General features: G+C 39.6%; 21 protein-coding genes and 3 tRNA genes. 15 read left to right on the forward strand and 9 right to left on the reverse strand.

Features of this window, described 5'->3' with window-relative positions:
• Positions 1–36 precede the first annotated feature (36 nt).
• Positions 37–1,299, reverse strand: coding sequence for a c-type cytochrome (locus NK987_RS11910; RefSeq protein ID WP_258424205.1), 1,263 nt, complete (start codon positions 1,297–1,299; stop codon positions 37–39).
• A gap of 367 nt (positions 1,300–1,666) precedes the next feature.
• Between NK987_RS11910 and NK987_RS11915 the strand changes: the two genes are divergently transcribed.
• Together NK987_RS11915 and NK987_RS11920 are read left to right on the forward strand one after the other, a co-directional pair.
• Positions 1,667–1,736, forward strand: a tRNA-Cys gene (locus tag NK987_RS11915).
• A 519-nt stretch (positions 1,737–2,255) separates the two neighbouring features.
• Positions 2,256–2,326 (forward strand) — tRNA-Cys (locus NK987_RS11920).
• Positions 2,327–2,431: 105 nt separating this feature from the next.
• Here the strand turns inward: NK987_RS11920 and NK987_RS11925 are convergent.
• From NK987_RS11925 to NK987_RS11935, 3 genes are all read right to left on the reverse strand, one after another.
• Positions 2,432–3,616, reverse strand: a complete 1,185-nt coding sequence (locus NK987_RS11925) for a hypothetical protein (RefSeq protein ID WP_259264007.1) — start codon at positions 3,614–3,616, stop codon at positions 2,432–2,434.
• Positions 3,617–3,822: 206 nt separating this feature from the next.
• On the reverse strand, positions 3,823–5,616 hold the full coding sequence (rpsA, locus tag NK987_RS11930) for a 30S ribosomal protein S1 (RefSeq protein WP_259264008.1): 1,794 nt from the start codon (positions 5,614–5,616) through the stop codon (positions 3,823–3,825).
• Positions 5,617–5,848: 232 nt separating this feature from the next.
• Positions 5,849–7,021, reverse strand: coding sequence for a 6-bladed beta-propeller (locus tag NK987_RS11935; RefSeq protein WP_259264009.1), 1,173 nt, complete (start codon positions 7,019–7,021; stop codon positions 5,849–5,851).
• Between the two features lie 240 nt (positions 7,022–7,261).
• On the opposite strand from NK987_RS11935, the gene NK987_RS11940 reads away from it, so the two are divergent.
• From NK987_RS11940 to NK987_RS11960, 5 genes are all read left to right on the forward strand, one after another.
• Positions 7,262–7,990, forward strand: a complete 729-nt coding sequence (locus NK987_RS11940; RefSeq protein ID WP_259264010.1) for a lysophospholipid acyltransferase family protein — start codon at positions 7,262–7,264, stop codon at positions 7,988–7,990.
• A gap of 99 nt (positions 7,991–8,089) precedes the next feature.
• Entirely contained in the window at positions 8,090–9,385 is a 1,296-nt protein-coding gene (locus tag NK987_RS11945; protein WP_259264011.1) for a DUF2851 family protein, read from the forward strand.
• A gap of 51 nt (positions 9,386–9,436) precedes the next feature.
• Positions 9,437–10,075: an acetyltransferase gene (locus NK987_RS11950; protein ID WP_113925235.1), complete on the forward strand. Its 639-nt coding sequence runs from the start codon at positions 9,437–9,439 to the stop codon at positions 10,073–10,075.
• A 53-nt stretch (positions 10,076–10,128) separates the two neighbouring features.
• On the forward strand, positions 10,129–11,142 hold the full coding sequence (gene trhO / locus NK987_RS11955) for an oxygen-dependent tRNA uridine(34) hydroxylase TrhO (protein WP_259264012.1): 1,014 nt from the start codon (positions 10,129–10,131) through the stop codon (positions 11,140–11,142).
• Entirely contained in the window at positions 11,099–11,968 is an 870-nt protein-coding gene (locus NK987_RS11960; RefSeq protein WP_259264013.1) for a nucleoside phosphorylase, read from the forward strand. Before trhO ends, NK987_RS11960 begins: the two co-directional genes overlap by 44 nt.
• Before the next feature lie 15 nt (positions 11,969–11,983).
• Here the strand turns inward: NK987_RS11960 and NK987_RS11965 are convergent, their stop codons facing one another.
• Complete coding sequence (locus tag NK987_RS11965; RefSeq protein WP_259264014.1) at positions 11,984–12,259, reverse strand: hypothetical protein; 276 nt, start codon at positions 12,257–12,259, stop codon at positions 11,984–11,986.
• Positions 12,260–12,361: 102 nt separating this feature from the next.
• Positions 12,362–12,988 (reverse strand): response regulator, encoded by a 627-nt coding sequence (locus NK987_RS11970; RefSeq protein ID WP_259264015.1) that lies wholly within the window; start codon positions 12,986–12,988, stop codon positions 12,362–12,364.
• Between the two features lie 275 nt (positions 12,989–13,263).
• Between NK987_RS11970 and NK987_RS11975 the strand changes: the two genes are divergently transcribed.
• Together NK987_RS11975 and NK987_RS11980 are read left to right on the forward strand one after the other, a co-directional pair.
• Positions 13,264–13,974: a DNA alkylation repair protein gene (locus NK987_RS11975; protein WP_259264016.1), complete on the forward strand. Its 711-nt coding sequence runs from the start codon at positions 13,264–13,266 to the stop codon at positions 13,972–13,974.
• Between the two features lie 48 nt (positions 13,975–14,022).
• Positions 14,023–14,610, forward strand: coding sequence for a hypothetical protein (locus NK987_RS11980; protein ID WP_259264017.1), 588 nt, complete (start codon positions 14,023–14,025; stop codon positions 14,608–14,610).
• Between the two features lie 5 nt (positions 14,611–14,615).
• Here the strand turns inward: NK987_RS11980 and NK987_RS11985 are convergent, their stop codons facing one another.
• The 3 genes from NK987_RS11985 to NK987_RS11995 all read right to left on the reverse strand — a co-directional run bounded on the left by NK987_RS11985 (position 14,616) and on the right by NK987_RS11995 (position 17,956).
• Positions 14,616–15,479, reverse strand: a complete 864-nt coding sequence (locus NK987_RS11985) for an alpha/beta fold hydrolase (RefSeq protein WP_259264018.1) — start codon at positions 15,477–15,479, stop codon at positions 14,616–14,618.
• A 325-nt stretch (positions 15,480–15,804) separates the two neighbouring features.
• A complete protein-coding gene (locus NK987_RS11990; RefSeq protein WP_259264019.1) occupies positions 15,805–16,275 on the reverse strand; it encodes a DUF1016 N-terminal domain-containing protein in 471 nt (156 codons plus the stop codon).
• A 325-nt stretch (positions 16,276–16,600) separates the two neighbouring features.
• Positions 16,601–17,956 carry a DEAD/DEAH box helicase gene (locus NK987_RS11995; RefSeq protein WP_259264020.1) on the reverse strand — a complete coding sequence of 452 codons (1,356 nt, stop codon included), beginning with the start codon at positions 17,954–17,956 and terminating at the stop codon, positions 16,601–16,603.
• A gap of 133 nt (positions 17,957–18,089) precedes the next feature.
• Between NK987_RS11995 and NK987_RS12000 the strand changes: the two genes are divergently transcribed.
• From NK987_RS12000 to NK987_RS12025, 6 genes are all read left to right on the forward strand, one after another.
• Positions 18,090–19,433 carry a dihydroorotase gene (locus tag NK987_RS12000; protein WP_259264021.1) on the forward strand — a complete coding sequence of 448 codons (1,344 nt, stop codon included), beginning with the start codon at positions 18,090–18,092 and terminating at the stop codon, positions 19,431–19,433.
• A 77-nt stretch (positions 19,434–19,510) separates the two neighbouring features.
• Positions 19,511–19,586, forward strand: a tRNA-His gene (locus NK987_RS12005).
• 102 nt (positions 19,587–19,688) lie between these two features.
• Entirely contained in the window at positions 19,689–19,829 is a 141-nt protein-coding gene (locus tag NK987_RS12010; RefSeq protein ID WP_259264022.1) for a hypothetical protein, read from the forward strand.
• 109 nt (positions 19,830–19,938) lie between these two features.
• Positions 19,939–21,855, forward strand: a complete 1,917-nt coding sequence (locus NK987_RS12015; RefSeq protein WP_259264023.1) for an amylo-alpha-1,6-glucosidase — start codon at positions 19,939–19,941, stop codon at positions 21,853–21,855.
• A gap of 9 nt (positions 21,856–21,864) precedes the next feature.
• Positions 21,865–23,148, forward strand: coding sequence for a glycosyltransferase family 4 protein (locus tag NK987_RS12020; protein ID WP_258424191.1), 1,284 nt, complete (start codon positions 21,865–21,867; stop codon positions 23,146–23,148).
• Between the two features lie 2 nt (positions 23,149–23,150).
• Positions 23,151–24,365: a glycoside hydrolase family 57 protein gene (locus NK987_RS12025; protein WP_259264024.1), complete on the forward strand. Its 1,215-nt coding sequence runs from the start codon at positions 23,151–23,153 to the stop codon at positions 24,363–24,365.
• Positions 24,366–24,407 lie beyond the last annotated feature (42 nt).

The following is a 24,407-nucleotide window of genomic DNA, read 5'->3' on the forward strand; positions in this document are numbered from 1 at the left end:
ATATTCAAGAAAAGTAAGTTCTGAATTATTTTTTAATTAATAATGGCACTTTGCACATTCCAATCCTCCGATATCTTTCACCTTGAGTGCTTCTTTGGAATTGCTGTGTAACTGTACCAATTTATCGTAATATTCATTCCCTTTGGAATTGATGTCTGTCTGCCGGTGACAGTCTATACACCAACCCATTGTAAGCGCACTATGCTGATAAACTACCTCCATTTCTTGAATTGGTCCATGACAAGTCTGACATTCTATTCCGCCTACAGCTACGTGCTGCGCATGGTTAAAATATGAAAGATCCGGAAGGTTATGGATACGTACCCATTCAATTGGCTGATTATTATCAACCGCTGCATAAATTTTTGCAATTTCAGGAGAGATACCTTCTTTACCGCCAACATTTTGAATATGTGTATGACAATTCATACAAATATTAGCAGACGGTATATTGGCAGATTTACCGATTTCAACACCTGTGTGACAATATTGACATTCAATCTCATATTGTCCTGCATGAAGCTGATGAGAAAAAGCGATAGGTTGCTTTGGACCATATCCCTGCTGAACACCTATAGTCAAAATCTCATCAAGAGCAGTTTTTACAGTAAATGCGATTACAAGTGTTGTGATTATAACTACAAAACCATCGGATTTGATCAGTTTCTTAAAATCAAATTTTTGGTTGATGTATTCTTCATCAGCAGCATCAAGTTTTTGGCTTCCCAAATATTTGGTCAAAATAGATATGATGAGCCCTAAAACAATCAAAATTAAAAGTAATACTACTACGAGTACAACCAATATTATGGTAAGGTATTCACTTGGAATCCCTGATCCTCCCGTAGCACCTGCTTGAACGCCATCGGCAGGTGCCGCAGCTGCAGCTGGGTCAGCTTTATCACCGTATTCAATATATGCCAACAAATTCATCAGGTCGGTATCCGAAAGGAATTCATGTGCCGGCATTACCAGATTATTGAATTGGCTTGAAATAGCGACCGCTTCGGCATCTCCTGAAGCGATCAGTGCTTGTGAATTCTTGATAAACTTTTTGGTCCACTCTATAGAATGCCGGTCGGTAACACCTCGTAAGGCGGGTCCCACATTCTTGGAATCAAGCCTGTGACAAGTCCTACAGTTTGCATTGAATACGGTCTTTCCTGCAGCAATCGCCTCCTCACTGTTGGAAACATCGGGATTTACCGCATAGACTTGTGTCCCTGACAACTGGAAGAATAGCAACAGTAAGAGGCTAAATCTTAAAGGAACACTTAATATTGAGCGATTGATCGACATATTTATTACTTATTAAACAGTTTAAAGCACGTTTTTTGATAAACACTGCAAATGTACTATCGCAATTCTATTTTTCAAACTTGAATCAATTTGAATTGACAACCATATTTTTATAATTATAATTAATTTAAGTATTTGTATTTCAGTGTATTAAACAGTATTTGCTTTAGGCGTATTCAATTTAGATTCATTATAAATAAAATTATATTTGGATTAATATTACCATGACTTAAGCCGGTTAAAAATCTTCAAGTTTCTTTTTCAACTTTTAATAATTCAAACTTTCGAAAATTTGAGTTTTTATTAAAAAAAAATTAAAAAAAGTTTGTCAATTTAAGGTTTAGTGATTTTATTTGTTTTTATATAAGGTCGAGTGGCCGAGTGTTAGGCGTTAGTCGGCAAGACTTTCTACGGTGGTTCAAATCCATCCTCGACCTCAAATAAAGAACGTTTTAATCACCCAAGATAAACCGTTCCATCAAATTTTATCATAAAGCCTTTTGGCCAACTGTGTTGGATTAAATTCTTTTCTCATTTGTCTGAAGGTCAATAGTTTTTATAAGGTCGAGTGGCCGAGTGTTAGGCGTTAGTCGGCAAGACTTTCCACGGTGGTTCAAATCCATCCTCGACCTCAATACAGGAATGGTTTTCAGTCCAATCAAAATTCCTTCCCATCTTTTAAAAAAGGCTTTTTAGCAAAGTTGTATTTCGTTTATTTCCGGATTCAGGTTTCTATTAAGTCAAATGGTTTTTACAAGGTCGAGTGGCCGAGTGTTAGGCGTTAGTCGGCAAGACTTTCTACGGTGGTTCAAATCCATCCTCGACCTCAGAAGCTTCCCACAATTGGGAAGCTTCTTTTATTTTATCAAAAAATGAAATTTTATTAGAACCAAAATTAGGTTAAACTCCGTTTGATTTAATTAGTAGAATCCCTACATTTGCATTCCGTAAAAAACGGTCGAGTGGCCGAGTGGCTAGGCAGAGGTCTGCAAAACCTTGTACAGCGGTTCGAATCCGCTCTCGACCTCACAAAAAAAGCATCCTTGAAAAGGGATGCTTTTTTGTTTTTCAACGTTAGGCATCCCCAATGTTCAATAAAATTGCAATAATGAATAATTCAACGGATGGTTTTCTATTTACCCACTAGTTGCACTTTATAAATCCTTAAATAATCTTCTTCCTCTTCCTCGTTTGGCGCTTTTTCCATCCAAAGAAACCCGCCGCCTGAAGCAAAACCGCTTAAATTAACTCCTCTGGGAAAATCAAGGTTTCCAATTACTTCCAAAGTCTTTTGGTCCAATATCAAAATTCCCTTATTGACTTCACTTTCAATTTTTTCATAGAGCTGTTCAGCTTCCGCTTCACTTCCAGAACTATAAAGCGCTTCTAATTCCTTCATTTTTTCCTCGGGAATTCCACCATAGTATTGAACCAAAATTTTGCCTTCTACAACATGTATGTTTCGAATAGCAGGTGTGCCACCTTTTATAATAACCGTACCTTCGGCAAATTCAGCCCTTGGCGTTACAGGCAGTTTGCCAAAGCCGGGTAAATCAAGCATGACCACCGTATCCAACTCTGCTCCCTCAGGACTCAGGTCATATACATTCAACCGCAGTTCCCCACCCAAGGAAATATAAAGTTTGCTTTCGGCAGCCTCTAATGCCGGAGCATAATCACTTTCAAAATAGCCATTTCCATCCAAAAACTGACTTCCTTGCTCAAAGGGTATAATTTCAATGAATTTCTCTTCCTCAATATCGATAAGTTCCAAAGCCCTGAAGCTGTCATAAAATTTTTGTTCTCCAGGAAAAGTCTCCCGAGTTCTGACAGATTTGCTAAGCAAATACTGCTTTCCATGAAGTATTGCCGTTTCCATTCCTTTACCCGAAAAACTCATAAATCCAGCACCTCCCAAAGACTCAGGATGCGCAAGTTTTTTAATCATATTGCCGTCTAAATCATATATAAAAATCCCATTCATCCCGGCCAGGGCGAGTTGATCTTCATTGACGAAACCGGGGGATTCCATCAGGAATCCATGGGAATCAGGGGTGTCTTCTTTTTTCGAAAACTGGCTCAAAATAGCTCCTGAGCTGTCCGTGATAATAAATTCGCGGTTGGCAAAATCATAGAAGACAATCCGATCCGCTTTTGGGCTGACATCAACAATAAGGGGATCTCCCAAAATATTTAGATCCAACGAATCAATAACCTCAAACGAATAAGTGGTAGGAATTTCTTGCTCCTTTTTTTCTGGGTCCGAACAGGAGCAAAAAATTAGGAGGACGAGCGTATAAAGTTGGAGATGTTTCATAACTCAATTTTAAAAAATAATTTTTAAAAATCAATTTTATTTTTAGTTCATTTTATTCGAATTTGATCTATCCATCCTTTTGCTCCAAATTCAGACCAAGCAAGAAATTGTGATGGGCATAAAAAAAGTGTCCACCTTTCGGCAGACACTCTTCTATATTTAAGAATGAGCTAAGATCTCATGTCTTATATCTCATATCTCAAGTCTTACTTCTTTCCGCCTTCCATCTTCTCCTTCAGCTCAGCCAAAGCATCGATGTCACCGAAAGTTGATTTCTCTGCAGCAGCAGGAGCCTCAGCTTTTGGTTCGTCAGCTTTTTTCTTGCCTTTCTTATCAGCTGCTTTTGCTGCTGCAGTTGCTGTAGCTTTAGCATCTTCCTTGAAAGTAGCAGTGTGGGAAAGGACAATTCTCTTATCGTCTTTAGAGAATTCGATCACTTTGAAATCCAAAGATTCACCGACTTCAACTGTAGATCCGTCTTCTTTCTCAAGGTTTTTGGAGGTTGCAAAACCTTCAAGACCATAAGGAAGCTCAAGAACTGCACCTTTGTCATTTTTGGAATTCACAGTACACTTATGTACTGATCCGATAGGGAATACTGTTTCGAAAGTATCCCAAGGGTTTTCTTCCAATTGCTTGTGTCCAAGTGCCAATCTTCTGTTGTCAACATCAAGTTCCAAAACAGCAACCGCCAATTCGTCACCGACTTTTACAAACTCAGATGGGTGTTTGATTTTCTTGGTCCAGGAAAGGTCAGATACGTGTACCAGACCGTCGATTCCTTCTTCCAATTCAAGGAACAAACCGAAATTGGTCAAGTTTCTTACCACTCCTTTATGTTTGGTTCCAACAGCATATTTGGCAGCCATGTCACCTTTAGTCCAAGGATCTTCAGTCAATTGCTTGATACCAAGAGACATTTTTCTTTCGTCTTTGTCCAAAGTCAACACAACAGCTTCGATCTCGTCACCGACTTTTACGAAGTCAGCAGGATTTCTAAGGTGCTGTGACCAGCTCATTTCAGAAACGTGGATCAAACCTTCAACGCCAGGAGCCAATTCCAAGAATGCACCGTAATCAGCCACATTGACAATCTTACCTTTCACTCTTGAACCAACTTCCAATTCAGCTGACAAGGCATCCCAAGGATGTGAAGTCAATTGCTTCATACCCAAAGAAATTCTCTTCTTGTCATCATCGAAGTCAAGCACAACAACCTGAACTTTGTCGTCAAGGTTAAGTACTTCTTCCGGATGGTTGATTCTACCCCAAGAGATATCAGTGATGTGAAGCAAGCCATCAACACCACCCAAATCGATGAATACACCGAAGTTGGTCATGTTCTTGATGACACCTTCCAATACCTGACCTTTCTCAAGGTTGTTGAGGATTTCTGCTTTTTGTTTCTCAAGGTCTTTTTCGATCAAGACTTTGTGCGAAACAACTACGTTATCGTTGGTGTGGTTGATTTTAACCACTTTTACTTCCATTTTCTTACCTACATAGATATCAAAATCCCTGATAGGCTTCACGTCGATCTGAGAACCAGGCAAGAAAGCCTCCACACCGTAGATATCCACGATAAGACCACCTTTGGTTCTTCTTTTTACAAGACCTTCGATCACGCTGTCATTGGTAAGGGCATCTTCGATGTCAGTCCATGCACGTACCATTCTTGCTTTTTTCCTTGAAAGGACAAGCTGTCCCAAGGCATTTTCCTGCTCTTCGATGAAAAGTTCTACCTGATCACCGATTTTAAGATTAGGAAGATCACGGAATTCAGATACGGGAACCAAGCCATCAGATTTGAAACCGATGTTGATGATCACGTCCTTGTCATTGATACCTACTACGGTGCCTTTGATGACTTCTTTTTCTGTGATCGTGTTCAAAGTTCCGGCATACATGGCTTCCATGTCGGCCTTTTGTTCTTTGGAATATCCGTCACCAAAACCTTTGGTGGAGAAATTATCCCAGTTAAACTCTTTTTGATTAGACATAATGTGTGATTGACCCTGACATTCCTCCATCCTAGGGTCATGGGATTGAGGCTTTTAGTTGATGAAAAGTCGCTGAGAATCAGTCTCAGAGACCCCGTTCACCCGAACGGACTGCAAATGTAAGGTTTTTTTGGAAAAGGAGAATTATTGAAAGGAAAAATGTATTTGGTTTGCGATCAAGATTCTTTTAAAAACGAAACCTCTGAAATCTCTCAGGGGACGAAGAAGTAGCTTACTTTTTTAATTTATACTTGGCCAAAATCAAAAAATCATCTCTAGTGATCTGCATGGCAAGTTTTGTGAAATTATTGTCTTGGTCTTTTAATTGATCAATGTTCTTTTCATAATGTTGGAGGATTTCTTCCGGTTCAAAAAATGAATAAAAGTAATCGTCATCCATCCTTTTGATAATACCAAATCCTAGCCCACCATCCACGTCATTCACCGATTTTGAAGAAAGATAAGGGATCTTGTCTTTCATGTCATATACAAAAAAATCAAATCCGGTTTTTTTCCTAAAAGCAGATGTCAGGTATCTTGAATTCCCAAATAGATGAGGCATGTGTATCGATATATTTTTAAATGCTTCTCCATTAAGTACTTTCACCAAATCAGGAATGGATAGTCCATATAACTTTGACAAATCATTTTGTTCAGAACCAAAATCAAGGAAAAACTTTTTTTCGATGCCATCTTTTGAGAGCATATAAATTGTATCACAAAAGTTCGAAGAAAAAAGAACCGTTTCTCCCAATTTAAAAAGATTGTTTTTTTCCCCCATACCATTTATTTTTTCAAGAAAAACCGGATCAAAAATAGGTTCTAAACTATCTAAATCAGTTGAGTAATTGTATAGAATTGCTCGGTCAATTCCTGCTCTTAGTTCCGGTGCCAAGACCTCCGGAAAATAAAACAAATACTTTTCACCATCCAGTTTTAAAAATTTATAAGGCCTGTTCCTTAATTCAATTTCATCAATAAATTCATCTTCTATACTGTACGTGATTAGGTGATTTCGTGAAACAACAATCAAATTATTGTTTGCCTCATCAAAGTCGACATCTGTAATCTGAACATATTCACCCGGTCCTTCACCGAATCTACCTATGGGATTGATAAATTTACCATTTTGGTCGTACCTCAATAAGGTATGGTTGCTCCAGAAGTCCGCCAAAATAATTCCCCCGTCAAAAACAAATAATTTGTCGGCTTTAACAAAAGGCTTATTGGGGTTTTCAAAAACTATATACTCGATATTATCTATGATTTTTGAAAGGAATTGAGGTTCTGAATCTCCGACGAGAATTATTTCTACATTTTTGTCTATTGGTTTGGAATTGCATCCGAAAAGTAAGGATCCGCAAAAAACAATGTGAAGGAGGAGTTTAAGTTTGTATTTCGACATAAAATTTTATTAAAATCAAAATGGCATTAATACCAAGAGTTTATTAACTAAAAGACAATGTACAAAAAAAATTATAAAGTCAATTCTTTGAAAATCAAAAATCTTCCTTTGGTTTTTTCCCACTCATACCTCACTTTCTAAAAAAACGAAACCCCTGAAATCGCTCTCAGGGGTTGTTTGCAAGTAAAGAGTTAGTAAATTTATTTAAGGATTGCCAAAATTACCCAAACCTTTTCGGAAATGAAAATCATTCAGTGGATTTATACCATCTATGCTTTAGCATTGTTTATCGTGTTAATGTTGGTCTTTGGATTGTTTATAGTCATTCCGCTCTTGGTCAGTCCGAGGGGTGGCAAGGTTTCCTTTATTTTTATCCGTTTTTGGGCAGGGATTTGGTCATTTTTGGTTGGCATCCGCTATGAAATCCACGGTCGGGAACAAATTGACCCGAAGCAGGCATACATCTATATTTTCAACCACAGGTCTTTTATCGATGCTCCGGTGATTCCGATGGCTATCCGTCAGGAAGTGCGGGCTATCGGCAAAAAGGAACTTTCCAAGATCCCTGTTTTCGGATTTGTGGTTTCCCGGGTGGCGGTTTGGGTAGACAGGAAAGATACAGCTTCGCGAAAAGCCTCTGTGGAGAGGCTGATGGAAATTCTCAAAAAAGGCATCTCTATAGTTGTATCCCCGGAAGGAACAAGAAACGATACCGGGCAAGCTTTGCTACCCTTTCAAAAAGGGGCTTTTAGGATGGCGATAGAAACAGGGACACCCATAATGCCGATGGCGGTCATCGGTGCGGACCGTATTATGAAGCGGGGCTCAATCTTGTTGAGGCCGGGAAAAGTCCAAGTCTATTTTTCAGCAGCCATTCAGCCCGGTTCATTCTCGGGAGAAGATGGTTTTTTGAAGTTGGCTGACAAATGCTACAACAGGCTAGAGGCAATGATTCTGACCCACGAATAATATTAGTCGACTAAAATCGCCTCCTGAGGGCCTTGAATTTTTTAATTATTGGAATAATCTTGAAATTGATTTTTCCAATTTCAACCCAATTTTTAAGACATGAATTTTCAGGAAGACTTCCTTCAAACGGTGTGGAAATACCAGTATTTTGACAAAAATTCCCTGCAGACCACCGAAGGACTTCCGATCGAAGTAAAAAAAATCGGTTACCACAATTTCCATGAAGGCCCTGATTTTTTGGAAGCCCACATCAAACTTGGCAAATTGGATCTTTTCGGACATGTGGAAGTGCACCGCAAAGCTTCAGACTGGAAATCCCACGACCACAATGCCGACTTAAGGTACAATTCTGTCGTGCTGCATGTGGTTTGGGAAGAGGACAAAACCATACTCAGAAATGACGGAAGCAAAATTCCCACTTTGGAGCTGAAGGGAAAAATCCTGCTTGATGTCATCCGCAATTATGAAAGGCTGACAAGTAACATGGATGAAATCCTTTGTGGTAATTTATTGGAAAAGATCCCTCCCATCATCCAACTTTCAATGTTGGAAAAAACCCTTGTAGAGCGGTTGGGAAATAAGTCTGCGGTACTTGTCAGGATATTGGAATCCACCAACAACAATTGGGAGGAAACCGCTTACCGCTTGCTTTTTCAGTGCTTTGGATTCAAGACCAATGCCAACACCATGCTTAAATTGGCAGAAAGCGTACCTTACAAAATTCTGCAAAAACACGGTAACCAACCGCAGGTCATCGAAGCCATCCTTTTTGGACAAGCTGATTTAATTCCCATAGAACCATTAGATGATTACAGCCTTTTCCTCCAAAAAGAGTATGATTTTTATCAGAAAAAGTACCGCCTTCAAAAAAACATCCACCACCATGAATGGATCATGATGGGCGTCCGTCCTCAAAATTTTCCTCCGCTTAGAATTGTCCAATTGGCACAGGTTTTCAACAAAAACCCAAATCTGTTTTCATCCGTCATCCACCACAATGAGCATTTTGAGCAGTTCAAAAAAGTCTTCGATATTGAGACACCTGAGTATTGGCTTTTCCATATCAAAGTCGGCATACCTTCACAGAAAAAATTAGCCAAAAAACTCAGCAAAAATACTTTGTCCCTTCTTACCATCAATTTTGTCATCCCGCTTTGGTATACCTATGGGCAGTACATCGAAGAGAGCGATTGGAAAGAAAAATGCTTTGACCTCCTTCAGGAAATACAGGCAGAAGAAAACTTTATCATCCGCAAATATGGCATCCACCAATGGCGAGCAAAAACCGCTTTTGACAGCCAAGGGATGATCGGACTTTACCATGACTATTGTAAGCCTAAAAAGTGCCTAGACTGTAAAATCGGTCAGAACCTTCTCAAACCGGAAAGGAAATGATTTTTGTTTAAAACCTGATTTGCGTACTTTTGCGATCCGAACAGGAAAAAAATGGAGAAACCAGTTATCATTCTTGGAGCGAAAGGCATCGCCCATCCAGCATTAGAGATTTTCAACAGCAACAAAGTCATTGTCTATGGCTTTTTGGATGAAGATGAAAAACTCCATGGCACAGAAATCAATGTCGTACCCGTATTGGGGAATCCTGAAGATGACGGTTTTCTGAAACTCATCGGACAAAAGTGTGAAGCATTTGTCGCCGTAGATGACAATAAATACCGTCAGTTTCTGGTCAAAATGCTCAATGAGCGTAGGAAGGTCCAACCGATCAATGCCATCCACGAGTCTTCCTATGTATCGACAGATGCGGTTCTTGGACATGGAAATTTTATCAACGGCAGGGTGAATATCGGCGCAGGCACCAAAATCGGAAGCCATTGCATATTCAATACCGGAGCAATTGTAGACCATGAATCAGTCTTGGAGGACTTTGTTCAGATCGGTGCAGGTTCTATTGTCAACTCAGGCGTTACGATCAAAGAAGGTGCATTTATCGGTTCCGGAGTCACCTTGGTATCCGGCATCACTGTTGGTAAAAACGCAAGAATCGGAGCCGGATCGGTCGTGATCTCCAATGTCAAAGATGGTGAAACCGTATTCGGGAATCCTGCAGCACCCATCAAAAAGTAATTATTGAATCTTATTAATAAACCAAAACACCCTGCCGAAACAGGGCTCAAGTTATGGAAAATCAACCCTACAGCATTCTGCTTTATTATTGCTATGCCACTATCGAAGACACGGAGGCATACCGCGAGGAACACCATCTTTTTTGTATTGAAAACAACATCCGGGGCCGGATCATCATTTCGCCTGAGGGACTGAACGGGACTGTTTCAGGATTGAAAGTAGATTGTGAAAAGTACATGGCCTATATCCATGCCGATCCGAGGTTTGCCAAAACGGAATTCAAAATTGAAGCCTTTGACAAGCATGCGTTTGCAAAAATCCATGTCCGCGTCAAGCCTGAGATCGTTCACAGCAGCCTTCGCCACCTCGATCCCAATGTCAAGACAGGTAAACACTTAGCACCTGAAGAATTCAAAGCACTTAAAGACCAAGAAGACGTGGTCATCCTCGATGTCCGGTCCAACTATGAGCATGAACTTGGAAGATTCAAAGGTGCCCTTACTTTGGACATCGATAATTTCCGGGATTTTCCCGAAAAGGTAAAAGAACTTGAGCACCTCAAAGGCAAAAAAGTTTTGACTTATTGCACAGGTGGCATCAAGTGCGAAAAAGCTTCGGCTTTTCTTTTGGAACAAGGCTTCCAAGATGTCTATCAACTCCATGGTGGCATCATCAAATACGGCATGGAAGCAGGAGGCGAGGATTTTGAAGGCAAATGCTATGTGTTTGACAACAGGATCGCGGTCGATATTAACAAAGTAAATCCAAAGGTGATTTCAACCTGCCATGTTTGCGGTACCGAATGCGACCGCATGGTCAACTGTGCCAATCCAACCTGCAATGCCCACCTTCCGATCTGTGAAAAATGCGGATGGGAAATGGAGGGCGCCTGTTCTGTTGAATGTAAAGAAAATCCTGAAAAAAGACCTTACGACGGATCGGGATATTACCAGAAAAACACCAACGGCTACAATCCTTACAAAGGCCTGATAAGACGACAGGACAAAGCAAAACAACCTCTCCATGAGCAAAAGGATCCCGGAATCAGAGTTGATCATCAATCCTGACGGAAGCATTTATCATTTGAACCTGAAGCCGGAGCATTTGGCTTCGACGGTTATTGCGGTGGGTGATCCCGAAAGAGTCTCTAAAGTCTCCCGGTACTTTGACGAAATCGAATATTCGGTCAGCAAAAGGGAATTTGTAACCCATACAGGTTATTACAAAGGAAAAAGACTCACCGTGATGAGTACCGGAATGGGTACCGACAACATCGAAATCTTTATGACCGAATTGGATGCTTTGGTCAATATTGACCTGCGAACAAGGATCCCAAAGGAAAATCATACCACACTCAATATCATCAGGGTAGGAACTTCCGGCAGTATGAGGAAGGAAATTCCCGCAGGTTCCATGCTTGCTTCGGAATATGGCATTGGGCTTGACACGTTGATGGCTTTTTACAATACAGAATACTCTCAATTGGAACAAAAAGTCGGAAGGAAAATCCAAGAAGACCTGGAACTTTCATTTACTCCCTATTGCGTAAAGGGTTCAAAAAAACTGCTGGATCTCTTGGGAGAAGGACTTTTGATAGGAAATACCGTTACCTGTCCGGGATTTTTTGGCCCTCAGGGAAGGGAAGTGAGAATAAAACCTGCCATTCCTGATATCATTGAAAAATTAGGAAATATAGACCTGGATAGTTTTAAGCTTACCAATTTTGAAATGGAGACTTCGGGGTATTATGCGATGGGAAGACTTTTAGGCCATGAAGTTTTGAGCCTCAATGCTATCATTGCCAACAGAATCACCCAAGAATTTACAAAGGATGCCTACGGAATAGTAGACAAGCTGATCCAACATACCTTAAAAAAATTGGCGGACAATTAGTCCGCCAATTTGTAGTTAGGCATTACTTTTCAAATAATAATTGTCTTTTTCAAGCTTCAAGTGATCCCAATCCCTGTAATCGATGTTTTTGATCATCTTGTTTACCGCTTCAAGGCACTCTTTTTTACCTAAATAAACACCGAAAACGGAATCATTGTTATTTACCATAAAAATCCTGCTTGCTTCAAACAACCTCTTTAAACTTTCCCATTGGGATAGTACCAAAAGCTCGTCCTCGTTACTGACTGATTGAATTATTTTAAACATTCCAAAAGTACAATGAATATTCATTTTTATGTTATTAAATAATTTGTCCAAAAATAAGTTAATATTATTATAATTTCAATACGTATTAATACTTAATTTTATGGATAAAACACTTAAAAAACCATTTTAGTATATTATTTCTTTATTTTTTTGTGCCCACAACAACAAGGAGTTATGTTTTTTGTCAAGGTCAAGTTTCTTTATAATGTTGCTGCGATGCTTATCAACGGTCCTTTCGGCTATGAATAAAATACCGGAAATATCTTTAGTAGTCAAACCATCTGCTATGTACCTGATGATTTTTATTTCAGTAGGAGTAAGGTTCACGGGTTTGTCATTTAGCTTACCACTTAAATTTTCCGGTAGGATTTTTTCATTCAAATAAGTTTCGTTTTTTGAGACCAGATCGATACAATCCAACAATTCTTCCAGATCAAAGTCTTTAGTCATATACCCTGAAATATTCAAAGATTTTGCCTGCTGATATATGTATGACTCCTTGTGGAAAGTCAGAAGGATTATTTTCGTTTGGATTTCTTTTTCATGACACATTTTAGCCACCTCCAAGCCACTCAAACCTGGCATATCCAGATCTAAAATGGCTAAATGGGGTTCTATTTCCTGAATAAATTTCAATGCCAATTCCCCGTTTGGGGCCTCTCCGATAACATCAAAATTATTCTCCTCCAAAAAACCTTTCAAGCCTTTAAGAAAAAGAGGATGGTCATCAGCAATAAAAATCTTTTGTTTCATAAAAACAGTAAAAGTTAAACTCTGATAAATGAAATTCAAAACGAGTGAATCAGTAGATTATTTGGCCGTTTTGAGAAAAATTGGTCTTTGTATACCTTTCAAATATATCAAAAAAAATGCCTAAAATCCTTTAACCTCAGAGATTCATTAGAATTTATCCAAATAATTTCAATGAACGAAATAAAATTTACTTCCAATGATTCATCCAAGAGAAATTTGGAAGGAATTGAAATAAAAAAACATCAAATTAAAGTCTCCAAAATGTGTATTGAACTATGAAAATTAAAGATCAAATCGAGGAAGCACTCCGGCAAAAAGCAATTCCTGAAAAAGCCGCTTTTTTCCCAAGGTTTTTCAAAACAGGAAAGGGTGAATATGGAGAAGGCGACCGGTTTTTAGGCGTCACAGTTCCAGAGCAAAGAATAATCGCCAAGAAATATTGGAAAGATTTGCCTGACCAAGAGCTAGAGATTATGATCAAAAGTCCCTTTCATGAGGTCAGATTGACATCTATCCTCATCTTGGTCCTGAAATTTCAAAAAGCAACCAGGAAGGCAGAAAAGAAGTCATGGGTTGATTTCTATCTCAAAAACAGGTCTTGGGTCAACAATTGGGATTTGGTTGACAGTTCGGCCCATCTCATCCTCGGGGATTACCTCTTTGACAAAGACAGAAGCATACTTTATGATTTGGCAAAGTCGGGCATATTATGGGATCAACGGATAGCAATCATGAGCACTTTCTATTTTATCAGAAAAAAAGATTTTGGAGACACTTTAAAAATCGCTGAAATACTGCTCCATCACCCTCATGACCTTATCCATAAGGCTGTAGGATGGATGATCCGTGAGGTTGGCAACCGTGATTTCGAAACTGCAAATCAGTTTTTGCTGAAGCACTATCAATCCATGCCACGAACCATGCTGCGGTATGCGATTGAGAAGTTTGACGTGGATGCAAAAGCATTTTTCATGAAAAAGGATTAAATCAGACCTAAATCCACTAACTTAGTGCAACAACAAACCCTGTCAACCATGAAAACTTCCCTCCTATTTTCGGTTCTTTTTCTTATCGCTTTCTCTTCCTTTGCCCAATCTATTCCCACAAAGGAAGTACAAATCAAAACAGCTTTGATGGCCGCTCCTGAGGATAAAAAAGAAGGGGCGACGGTTTATGGATTTGACGAAAAAGGGGAATTTGCCATTTTGAGAAAGGGGACCAATGAAATGATCTGCCTGGCTGATGACCCAAACAGCCCTGGATTCAATACTTCCTGTTACCACAATACTTTGGATCCTTTTATGGAAAGGGGACGACAGTTGAAGAAAGAAGGAAAAACCGCCAAAGAAATTTTTGACATCCGTGAGGAAGAAGCCAAATCCGGCAAACTGATCATGCCCAAAGATGGCGCGACATTATTCGTTTTGAGTGCCGATGCAGCTGATTACAATCCCGAAACAGGTGAAGTAAAAGACCCCTACCTGCGCTATGTGGTGTATATCCCTTGGGCCACAGAAGCGAGTACAGGTTTGCCCCTGAAGCCATCAGGTCCGGCTATGCCTTGGATTATGGATCCCGGAACGCATAGGGCGCACATTATGATCAATCCGCCAAGGAATTGATTTTATTACCTCTCTGGGATTTTATCCGAAGAATATTGATTCTGGAAAATCAACCCTTCCTTTCTAAGTGCCGTGAAAGAGGATATTTTCATTTTCTGGTCATCCAAAAGGTAGGCAAAAACAAAATTTTGTAACAAAGAACCCTCTTTGACAGCTAACATGGCATGACCATCATTTACCATAAACAATGTACTTGTAGGATAGAACTCTGCCAATGCTTCAAAAGATTTTGGATGAATAAGCCAGTTTTGGGCGCTTCCAATGATTAAGATTTTCCCACTATAAATCTCACCTTTATCATAAAAAACTCCAACAACAGAAAAAGGTATCTGAGAATGGGATAGCCAAAGTGGTCTGCTTTCAATATACATCCAAGAATATAATGAGTTTTTACCCTCTTCAGGCATTGTTTTATTTTCCTGAAGATTATATGTGTGTTCAAAAAACCTAACTTTTAATGCTAAAGACCTACTCCTTTCATTTGTAATCTGTTTGTTGAAAAATAAGTAAGAATAGGAGTTAAAAGTGAAAAGGCTTTGATGGTAGAAGTTGTTTTTTTCCTCAGCATTAATGTTTTTTTCAATAAAATAGGCGTAGTAGCCAAATTTAAAAAGTGATTCGGGCGAAGTGTTTTTATAAAACAAAGGATCATCAATTTCAAATTTTTTAAAACTGAGGTTCTTCTGTAAATCAAAAAGTAAAGGATTGATACAGATAACAGACTTAACTTTTTCAGGAAACATCGAAAGGTACTGGAAGATCGCAGTTGCGGAGGAGGAACCGGTAATAAAACTTACTTTATTCTCCTTCATTAAAGTGGCTCTTACTGTTTCAATATCCATTGCTATTTGGTATTGATTGAAAATCATGTAGGATCTAGACCAGTTAATTTCTCCGGCCTTTGAGACATTTTTAAAAAAGGAATCAAAATTATGCCTTCCAATAATTTTTACTACGTTAAATTTTCCCCTTAATATTTCAGACCAATCAACCTCCGGAAAATAATCATCAATAGGGTCCGAATAAATTAATATTGTCTCTATTGAAGGATCAAAATCACTCACTATCTGGTATTGAATAAAAGAATATCCTTCCGAGAGATTGTTATGGTTTAGCGGGACTCTTAATTCAAAGGATGAAAAAGCGTAAATATTGAAAAATGAAAAAAAGAAGCACAAAAACAAAATGTTAGTCTTAATTTTCATCTTCATAATTATTTGAAAATTTATATAAATGAAAACTTAAAAAATCATCTGACAGATTTGGATTTTTGGGATGAGCAGCATAGAACAATCTTAATTCCATACTTTTTAATGGGATTAAGATTATAAAATGAATCCAGCTTAATTGTCGTGCCAGTGGAACGACAATTTCAAAATCAGGAAAATTCTCTGCAAATTGAATCATCCTACGCACATTTTTCTCTGTAAAATTCCTCCCGTATTTTACCTCCAACAAAGAAGAAACAGTGGAAACTATTTGTTTGCCATATGCTGACCTCTCATTTTTGAGAATTTCATTGTTGATACGATTTCCGACTTCCCAAAACAATAAAGTCAAAGTACTATTTGCCACAATAGCAACATGCTTTTGACTTTGTTCTATAAGCCTTGACAAGTCACTGACTAATATTGAATGTTGGAAATCTTGGAGATCTTTTTTCATAATCCATCCATATTAAGGGCAATTGTTAAAAAAATCATTACTAAAGATTGTGTTTGTAAGATATAAAGAAAGGTATGTTTTGCAAAATGTTAATAACAAAGGACTATGCGAATCATGTGATGTAGAACCGGTAAAACTTGTAAAACTTATGAATTCACCCAATCAAATAATATCCTTCCTATAAAATTCTAACCTGATCAATTGCTACATTGGTGAAGGGGATAAATAATTTCCAACCAAGGAATTGGAAAACAAAAAGCCTCAGAATTTACTCAATTCGGAAGCTTTTAATTTAGAGCATTTCAATAACGCAGAATAGTCTTAATCACTTCTTCCACTTTGCCTGCGTCTTCATTTGGTTTCTGTTTCTTTTCGCTTTGGAGTTTTTGTTGCCACGCTTCTTTTCGACTTTATTGGGATTGGCTTTGGGAATGGCTTTTTTCTCGTGGAAACCGCCTTTGAAATCCGGATTCATTTTCCTCTTCTGCCCATCGATTTCCCTTTCGTAAGCCTGTTTTTCTTCAAAAGGTGTTGCCACAATCTCCACTTCTACCGGAATCTGCACAGTCGGCACTTCCATGCGGATGATTTCTTCTATTTTCTCAAAATGATATTCTTCCGCAGGATTGACAAAGGTGATGGCAATCCCTTCGTTTTCTGCCCTTCCGGTCCTTCCGATGCGGTGTACATAATCTTCATAGATCAGCGGCACGTCAAAATTGACCACGTGGCTGACCATACTGATATCAAGCCCTCTTGCTGCGACGTCTGTCGCTACCAAGATCCGCACATCCCCGGCTTTGAAATCCTCCATAGAGTTGATCCGGGTATTTTGACCTTTATTGGCATGGATGACACGCATGGACCCGAGTTTCTTTTTGTCCAGATAGCTATAGACCAACTCGGCATTTTTCTTTGACTTGGTAAACACCATGACCCTTTTGACATCATGGGCTTCCAGAATATGGATCAAAAGGTTGGTTTTGGTTTTGATATTGGGGATCAAATATTTGACCTGATGGATGGTCTCGGCGGTCGTAGCCTGAGGAGATACTTCTACCCGCTCTGGAAATTCCAGAAACTCGTAAGAAAACTTCTCTACCTTTTGGCCAAAAGTGGCCGAGAAAAGGAGGTTTTGACGTTTGGTCGGAATGATCTCGAGTATAGATCTGATCTGTGGCATGAAACCCATGTCCAGCATTTTATCAGCCTCATCCAAGACCATGGTTTTGATCTCTTTGGTGACGATATCTCCTTTTCTATATAAATCCAAAAATCTTCCCGGTGTGGAAATAATGATATCCACACCTTTTTGAAGCTTTTCGATCTGGGTTTTTGGCCCAAGCCCACCGTAAAGGGAGACGAATCTCAGGTCTGTATTTTTTCCAAAAACGATTACCGCCTCTTCGATTTGCATGACCAATTCGCGGGTTGGCGCCAATATCAATGCCCTTGGAAGCATTCCTTGGGCATATTTGATTTTCATCAGGATGGGAAGGATATAGGCGGCTGTTTTGCCTGTTCCAGTTTGGGCGATGCCCAATACATCATGCCCTGCAAGGGACAATGGGATTGCCTTTTCCTGAATCGGAGTTGGTTTGGTATATCCGGCCTCCTTGACAGCGTCTAGGAGCTGTTTGTTTAATTTAAAATTTTCGAAACTGTGAGGGCTATCGGACATGTTTTGTATTTTTGAAAGGTAAGAAACGCCAAAAATGAAATTTAATAGCTTTGATTTTCTTTAGTTTTTGAAAAATCAGCTGTTTAGGATTGGGGTTTCTTGGATCAAATTTCCCATCTCATAAAGAATATTCATGAAAAGTATTTTAATCACCGGTGCAAATATAGTGAATGAAGGCAAGATAACCCTCGCCGACATTTTTGTTAAGGACGGAATGATCTATAATGTAGGCACGGATCTGTCAGATTTTGAAGCGGATATACATATTGATGCTACTGGCAAATATGTTTTCCCGGGACTGATCGATGATCAGGTTCACTTTAGAGAACCAGGATTGACCCACAAAGCGGATATTTATACCGAAAGCAAATCCGCCGTAGCAGGTGGCGTCACCTCCTACATGGAAATGCCGAATACCGTCCCCCAAAGTACCACTATCCCACTTTTGGAGGAAAAATATAATATTGCTTCCCAAAAATCGCTGGCCAATTATTCCTTCTTCTTTGGTGCCACTAACGACAACATTGCCGAAATCCTTAAAGTCGATCCTGAAAATGTCTGTGGCGTCAAAGTGTTTCAAGGTTCCTCGACAGGAAATATGTTGGTAGACAATCCTGAAAGCCTCGAAAGAATATTTGCGGAGTGTAAATTGCTGATTGCAACTCACAGCGAAAATGACAATATCATCAAAGCCAATCTAGAAAAGTACAAAGCCGAATATGGAGAGGACATTCCTGTAAAGTTCCACCCAAAAATCCGGTCTGCAGAGGCTTGTTATGATGCATCCAAGAAGGTGGTCGCATTGGCAAAGAAGTACGGCAGCAAACTCCATGTTCTTCATATCAGCACTGCCCAGGAAGTGGATTTGTTTGACAATTCCATTCCTTTGGAACAAAAGCGCATCACAGCAGAGGCTTGTATCCACCATCTTTGGTTTTCGGAGGAAGATTATGAAGAAAAGGGAAATCTGATCAAATGGAACCCTGCGGTAAAGACTGCCAAAGATCGGGAGAGAATCCTTCAGGGTGTATTGGAGGACAGGATAGATGTCATTGCTACCGACCATGCCCCACATACCTTGGAAGAAAAATCAAGGACTTACAGCTTGGCACCCTCAGGAGGCCCATTGGTTCAGCACAGCCTTGTAGCCATGCTTGACCTCTACCATGAGGGTAAAATCGAGCTTGAGCAGATCGTACAGAAGATGTGCCATAATGTTGCCATCCTTTTTGAAATTGACAAAAGAGGCTATTTACGTCCTGGATATCATGCGGATCTGGTGATCGCAGACTTGGACAGTCCCTGGAAAGTTGAAAAATCCAACATTCTTTCAAAATGTGGATGGTCTCCATTTGAAGGTCATGTCTTCAAATCAAAAGTCACACACACAGTGGTTTCCGGACATTTGGCCTACGAGAACGGTGTTTTTCATGAGGAAAAAAAAGGTGACCGCCTAAAATTTTCAAGAAAAATTTGAGAAATGTTATTGCTTTAGGAATAGCGAAATATTACCTTTGCAGTCCAATCTGATAAAAGATCAGAATAAATTAAAATGGTGGTTGTAGCTCAGCTGGTTAGAGCGCTGGTTTGTGGATCCAGAGGTCGCCGGTTCGAACCCGGTCTTCCACCCTCAAACCCCTGTCTCGGATAGGGGTTTTTATTTTTTACTACTTTCAATGAACCCAAATGGCACAAATTTTGTATTAATGGTCAAAATTAAATTTGAAAGGCAATGTTCACATTATTCAACTCCTCGCCAAGATTTCCTAAAGTCAATCCGGTAAATCTCAAATTCGTACAGCAGTATATTATCAAGTTTGAGGAATCCCTCCGGAACTTTGAGGAACTGCAAAAGGAAGGGGCACTCTCTTAATTCAAGAATAATTCAAGGTTATGGAAACATAACCTTTATTTTTGTCCCAATAAATTTTTCTTTCGCATGCAAAAAAGTATTTTTATAGAAATCTCAAACTTTTGACCAAATGAGTTATATCCACTTTGACAAAACCCAATTAATTAACCTCAATTACTCACTTGACAGGGAAATAATTCGAACAAATAGAGGCGGATGTTATACAAGCACCACGATAATCGGCTGTAATACAAGGAAATACCATGGATTATTGGTCGTTCCGCAACCACAGATCGACGAACAGCTTCACGTCATGTTGTCCACTGTCCACGAGACAGTCATTCAAAGAGGTGCAAGCTTCAATTTAGGGATTAGTAAGTTTCCAGGAAACTATTCCCCAAGAGGCCACAAATATTTAGAGGATTTCGACACAGAACCAATACCGAAGCTCACCTATCGGGTCGGAGGAGTCTTGCTTCAAAAAGAACTCATTCTCGATACCAATAGGGATCGTGTGATGATCAAATACACTTTGTTGGAAGCCCATTCTCCAACCAAAATCAGGATCAGTCCTTTTTTGGGATTCCGAGGCTACCATAATCTCTCAAAAGAGAACAACAGGATCAACAAGGAATTTGAAAAAGTTCCAAATGGGGTAAAATTTCAACTTTATCCGGAATATTCCCCTCTTTATCTACAGCTTTCCAAAAAGAATGAATATATCTCCAAACCAGAATGGTATTTCAATATTGAATATATCATGGAAAGAGAAAGAGGATATGAATATCAGGAAGATTTGTTTGTTCCAGGGTGTTTTGAATTTGACATTGCAAAAGGTGAATCCGTAATTTTTTCTGCAGGTCTTACCGAAGCAGACCCAAGCACCCGCCAAAGGGCATTTGAGAAAGAACTTGCAAGAAGGATTCCAAGAAATAATTTTGTCAATTGCCTCAAAAACTCTGCAGGCCAATTTATCCAAAAAAGAGATGGCAAAACACATGTCATTGCCGGATACCCTTGGTTTGGATGGTGGGGCAGGGATACTTTCGTATCGGCACCTGGCTTGGTGTTGACCCAAGGTGACAAAGACACTTTCCTCGAAATCATGGATACTATGGTGGCAGACCTGCATGGCCCATTGTTCCCCAATGTGGGTAGCGGTGTGATGAGAAATCTGGCATCCATGGATGCGCCACTATGGTTTTTTTGGTCATTGCAGCAATACATAAGATTTACGGGAGATACCAAAACAATCAAGAAGAAATATCTTGATAAAATGAAAGGGATCATTGATGGATACCGTAAGGGGACAGATTACAATATCCACATGCTTGAAAATGGGCTGGTATATGGCGGTCAGGAGGGTGTGGCGCTTACTTGGATGGATGCAGTGAATTCTGATGGACCTGTTACTCCACGTATTGGATGTCCTGTAGAAATTAACGCATTGTGGTACAATTCACTTTGCTTTTACCATGAATTGACCAATGATGCTGAAATCAAAGATTTGGCTGAACAGGTTAAAAAATCCTTTACAGAGGTATTCTGGGACGAGAAAAAAGGCTATTTGGCAGATTATGTGAGCGAAGATTATAAAGATTGGGCGATCCGGCCAAATATGGTTATTGCTACATCTTTGCCGTATTCTCCATTGGAAGAAAGCCAAATGAAAAGTATATTGGAAATTGCCAAATCAAAACTTCTTACTCCAAGAGGATTGAGATCACTCGCACCTGATGATCCGGGATATAAAGGCTATTACCATGGAAACCAATATACTAGGGACATAGCCTATCACAACGGAACTGTTTGGGCTTGGTTATTGGGTCACTTTGTGGAAGGATACCTCAGGCTACATGGTAAAGCAGGGAAACATTTTGTAGAAAAAATAGTGCAGGCATTTGACGATGTCATGCCGCAATACGGTATAGGAACTGTCGCAGAGATATACGATGGAGATCCTCCACACAGACCAAAAGGTGCCATATCTTCGGCATGGTCCATCGGTGAGTTATTAAGAATGATGTATATTTTGGAAAAAGTTTAATTCGGTTTTATGAAGATATTGATGTTCGGTTGGGAATTTCCCCCACATATTTCCGGAGGCTTGGGCACCGCTTGTTACGGGTTGGTGAAAGGCTTGAACCACCACAATCAAGAAGTTATTTTTGTGGTGCCGAAATTATGGGGTGATGAAGAACCATTGGCGGATTTTGTCAATGCAAGTGATGTTGTAATTGATTATCGGGAAAGGAAATTCAAAAAGATCTGGAAAAATCTTACTTACCTTGAAGTCAGCAGTTTTCTTGTGCCATATCTCGGTCCTGAGGAATTCAAAAAGTACACTGACTTCACCATCCACGACAGAACAGATGTCGATGAAAGCGTTTTTTCTAATAAGTTTGAGTTTAGCGGAAAGTACGGAAAAGACCTAATGAAGGAAGTTTCCAGATATGCCCTTGTGGCCGCACAGATCGCAAAATCCAAAGAACATGATGTCATTCATGCACATGATTGGCTTGCATATCCCGCAGGAATAGCTGCAAAAGAGATCAGTGGCAAACCACTAGTAGCCCATATCCATGCCACGGAATTTGACCGTTCCGGGGAATCGGTCAACAAACCCGTCTATGATATTGAAAGGGCCGGAATGCACGCGGCAGACCATGTGGTGGCAGTCAGTCATTTGACCAGAAAAGTAGTAATTGAAAAATACGGAGTCCACCCTGACAAAGTCAGTGTTTTGCACAACGCTGTATTGGACGCTAGCATCATAAAATCAGATACAAGGAAGCATGTTCCTGAAAAAATTGTAACCTTCCTTGGCAGGATTACTTTCCAAAAAGGTCCTGAGTACTTTGTGGAAGCAGCCAAAAAAGTAATCGACAGGGATCCAAATGTCAGATTTGTAATGGCAGGAAATGGCGATTTACTCAATAGAATGATTGAGAGAGTGGCGGAATTAGGCATGGGTACAAAATTTCATTTTACAGGATTTCTAAAAGGCAAAGATGTAGATGACATGTATGCCATCAGCGACGTATATGTGATGCCTTCGGTATCTGAACCATTCGGCATTGCACCCCTCGAAGCTGTAAGACATAATACCCCTGTAATCATTTCCAAGCAATCAGGTGTAGCCGAGGTGTTGGTCAACGCAATAAAAGTGGATTTTTGGGATGTGGATGCAATGGCAGATGCGATTTTTGGATTGCTTCACTATGAAAGTATTTCCAAAATGTTCAAGGAACTTGGTAGCGAAGAATTGAAAAAACTGAAGTGGGAGCATGTTGCCGCCAAACTAGTAAAAGTATACGAACAGATGACCTTAAAACAATAGCCATGAGAACAATATGTTTTTACTTTCAGGTACACCAGCCTTTAAGAATCAAGCCTTATCGCTTTTTTGATATCGGTGATGACCATTATTATTGGGATGATTATAGCAATAAAAGCATTATCCGAAAAGTAGCCCAAAAATGCTACCTTCCTATGAATGCCCTCCTGCTTGATCTCATTCATCAATATCAGGGAAGGTTCAAAGTGGCTTTTTCCATTTCGGGTGTTTGCTTGGATCAATTTGAGGCCTTTGCTCCTGATGTATTGGAGAGTTTCAAAAGATTAGTCGCCACAGGTCATGTTGAAATCCTCGCTGAAACTGATGCTCACGCTTTGTGCTCGTTGAAAAGTAAAGGGGAATTCACAAGAATGGTTGGAAGACATGCCGAAAAAATAAAAAGACATTTCAACGGGTACACCCCAAAAGTATTTAGAAATACTGAATTGATATATTCTGACAAAATTGGTGGAATGGTAGCAGAGATGGGCTATGAAGGAATGCTCACTGAAGGTGCCAAGCACATATTGGGCTGGAAGAGTCCAAATTTTGTATACCAGAATTCCATAGATCCAAACCTTAAAATCCTACTCAAGAACTTCCAACTAAGCGATGACATTGCCTTCAGGTTTAGCAACAAGACTTGGGCAGACTATCCTTTGACCACAGAAAAGTTTGTGACTTGGCTCAATGCCGTGCCAAAAGAACAAGAGGTAGTGAATCTGTTTATGGACTATGAGACATTCGGTGAACACCAATGGGCAGAGACCGGGATATTTGAATTCATGAAAGCGCTTCCAAATGCGGTATTTAAGTATACTGATTTCGGATTTTCAACTCCTTATGAGGTGGTTAAACATGGAACTCCAGTAGCTAAAATCCATGTTCCTACACCAATCTCATGGGCAGATGAGGAAAGGGATTTGACAGCCTGGTTAGGAAATGACCTTCAGAATGAGGCTTTCTCCAAGCTATATGAAATGGAAAGTAGGGTCAAAAACATTGAAGATGAAGAAATCCAAAGAGATTGGAATTACTTACAGACTTCCGATCACTTCTATTACATGTGTACAAAATTCTTTTCTGATGGCCACGTCCATTCTTATTTCAGCCATTACGACACACCATACGATGCATTTATCAACTACATGAATGTATTGAGTGATTTTATCCTCCGTGTCAAAATGAAAGAAAGTGAAATGACTGAAGCAGAAGAATAAAAGAAATATTGAATCAATAATTAGAGGCTTGGTAACACAAGC

The sequence above is a fragment of the Aquiflexum gelatinilyticum genome (assembly GCF_024813435.1).
Taxonomy (GTDB): Bacteria; Bacteroidota; Bacteroidia; order Cytophagales; family Cyclobacteriaceae; genus Cognataquiflexum; species Cognataquiflexum gelatinilyticum.

Excerpts from the sequence above, each read along its gene's own strand:
- NK987_RS11910 (WP_258424205.1), bottom strand. The coding sequence starts at position 1,299 with ATGTCGATCAATCGCTCAATATTAAGTGTTCCTTTAAGATTTAGCCTC.
- NK987_RS11925 (WP_259264007.1), bottom strand. The coding sequence starts at position 3,616 with ATGAAACATCTCCAACTTTATACGCTCGTCCTCCTAATTTTTTGCTCC.
- rpsA (WP_259264008.1), bottom strand. The coding sequence starts at position 5,616 with ATGTCTAATCAAAAAGAGTTTAACTGGGATAATTTCTCCACCAAAGGT.
- NK987_RS11935 (WP_259264009.1), bottom strand. The coding sequence starts at position 7,021 with ATGTCGAAATACAAACTTAAACTCCTCCTTCACATTGTTTTTTGCGGA.
- NK987_RS11940 (WP_259264010.1), top strand. The coding sequence starts at position 7,262 with ATGAAAATCATTCAGTGGATTTATACCATCTATGCTTTAGCATTGTTT.
- NK987_RS11945 (WP_259264011.1), top strand. The coding sequence starts at position 8,090 with ATGAATTTTCAGGAAGACTTCCTTCAAACGGTGTGGAAATACCAGTAT.
- NK987_RS11950 (WP_113925235.1), top strand. The coding sequence starts at position 9,437 with ATGGAGAAACCAGTTATCATTCTTGGAGCGAAAGGCATCGCCCATCCA.
- trhO (WP_259264012.1), top strand. The coding sequence starts at position 10,129 with ATGGAAAATCAACCCTACAGCATTCTGCTTTATTATTGCTATGCCACT.
- NK987_RS11960 (WP_259264013.1), top strand. The coding sequence starts at position 11,099 with ATGAGCAAAAGGATCCCGGAATCAGAGTTGATCATCAATCCTGACGGA.
- NK987_RS11965 (WP_259264014.1), bottom strand. The coding sequence starts at position 12,259 with ATGAATATTCATTGTACTTTTGGAATGTTTAAAATAATTCAATCAGTC.
- NK987_RS11970 (WP_259264015.1), bottom strand. The coding sequence starts at position 12,988 with ATGAAACAAAAGATTTTTATTGCTGATGACCATCCTCTTTTTCTTAAA.
- NK987_RS11975 (WP_259264016.1), top strand. The coding sequence starts at position 13,264 with ATGAAAATTAAAGATCAAATCGAGGAAGCACTCCGGCAAAAAGCAATT.
- NK987_RS11980 (WP_259264017.1), top strand. The coding sequence starts at position 14,023 with ATGAAAACTTCCCTCCTATTTTCGGTTCTTTTTCTTATCGCTTTCTCT.
- NK987_RS11985 (WP_259264018.1), bottom strand. The coding sequence starts at position 15,479 with ATGATTTTCAATCAATACCAAATAGCAATGGATATTGAAACAGTAAGA.
- NK987_RS11990 (WP_259264019.1), bottom strand. The coding sequence starts at position 16,275 with ATGAAAAAAGATCTCCAAGATTTCCAACATTCAATATTAGTCAGTGAC.
- NK987_RS11995 (WP_259264020.1), bottom strand. The coding sequence starts at position 17,956 with ATGTCCGATAGCCCTCACAGTTTCGAAAATTTTAAATTAAACAAACAG.
- NK987_RS12000 (WP_259264021.1), top strand. The coding sequence starts at position 18,090 with ATGAAAAGTATTTTAATCACCGGTGCAAATATAGTGAATGAAGGCAAG.
- NK987_RS12010 (WP_259264022.1), top strand. The coding sequence starts at position 19,689 with ATGTTCACATTATTCAACTCCTCGCCAAGATTTCCTAAAGTCAATCCG.
- NK987_RS12015 (WP_259264023.1), top strand. The coding sequence starts at position 19,939 with ATGAGTTATATCCACTTTGACAAAACCCAATTAATTAACCTCAATTAC.
- NK987_RS12020 (WP_258424191.1), top strand. The coding sequence starts at position 21,865 with ATGAAGATATTGATGTTCGGTTGGGAATTTCCCCCACATATTTCCGGA.
- NK987_RS12025 (WP_259264024.1), top strand. The coding sequence starts at position 23,151 with ATGAGAACAATATGTTTTTACTTTCAGGTACACCAGCCTTTAAGAATC.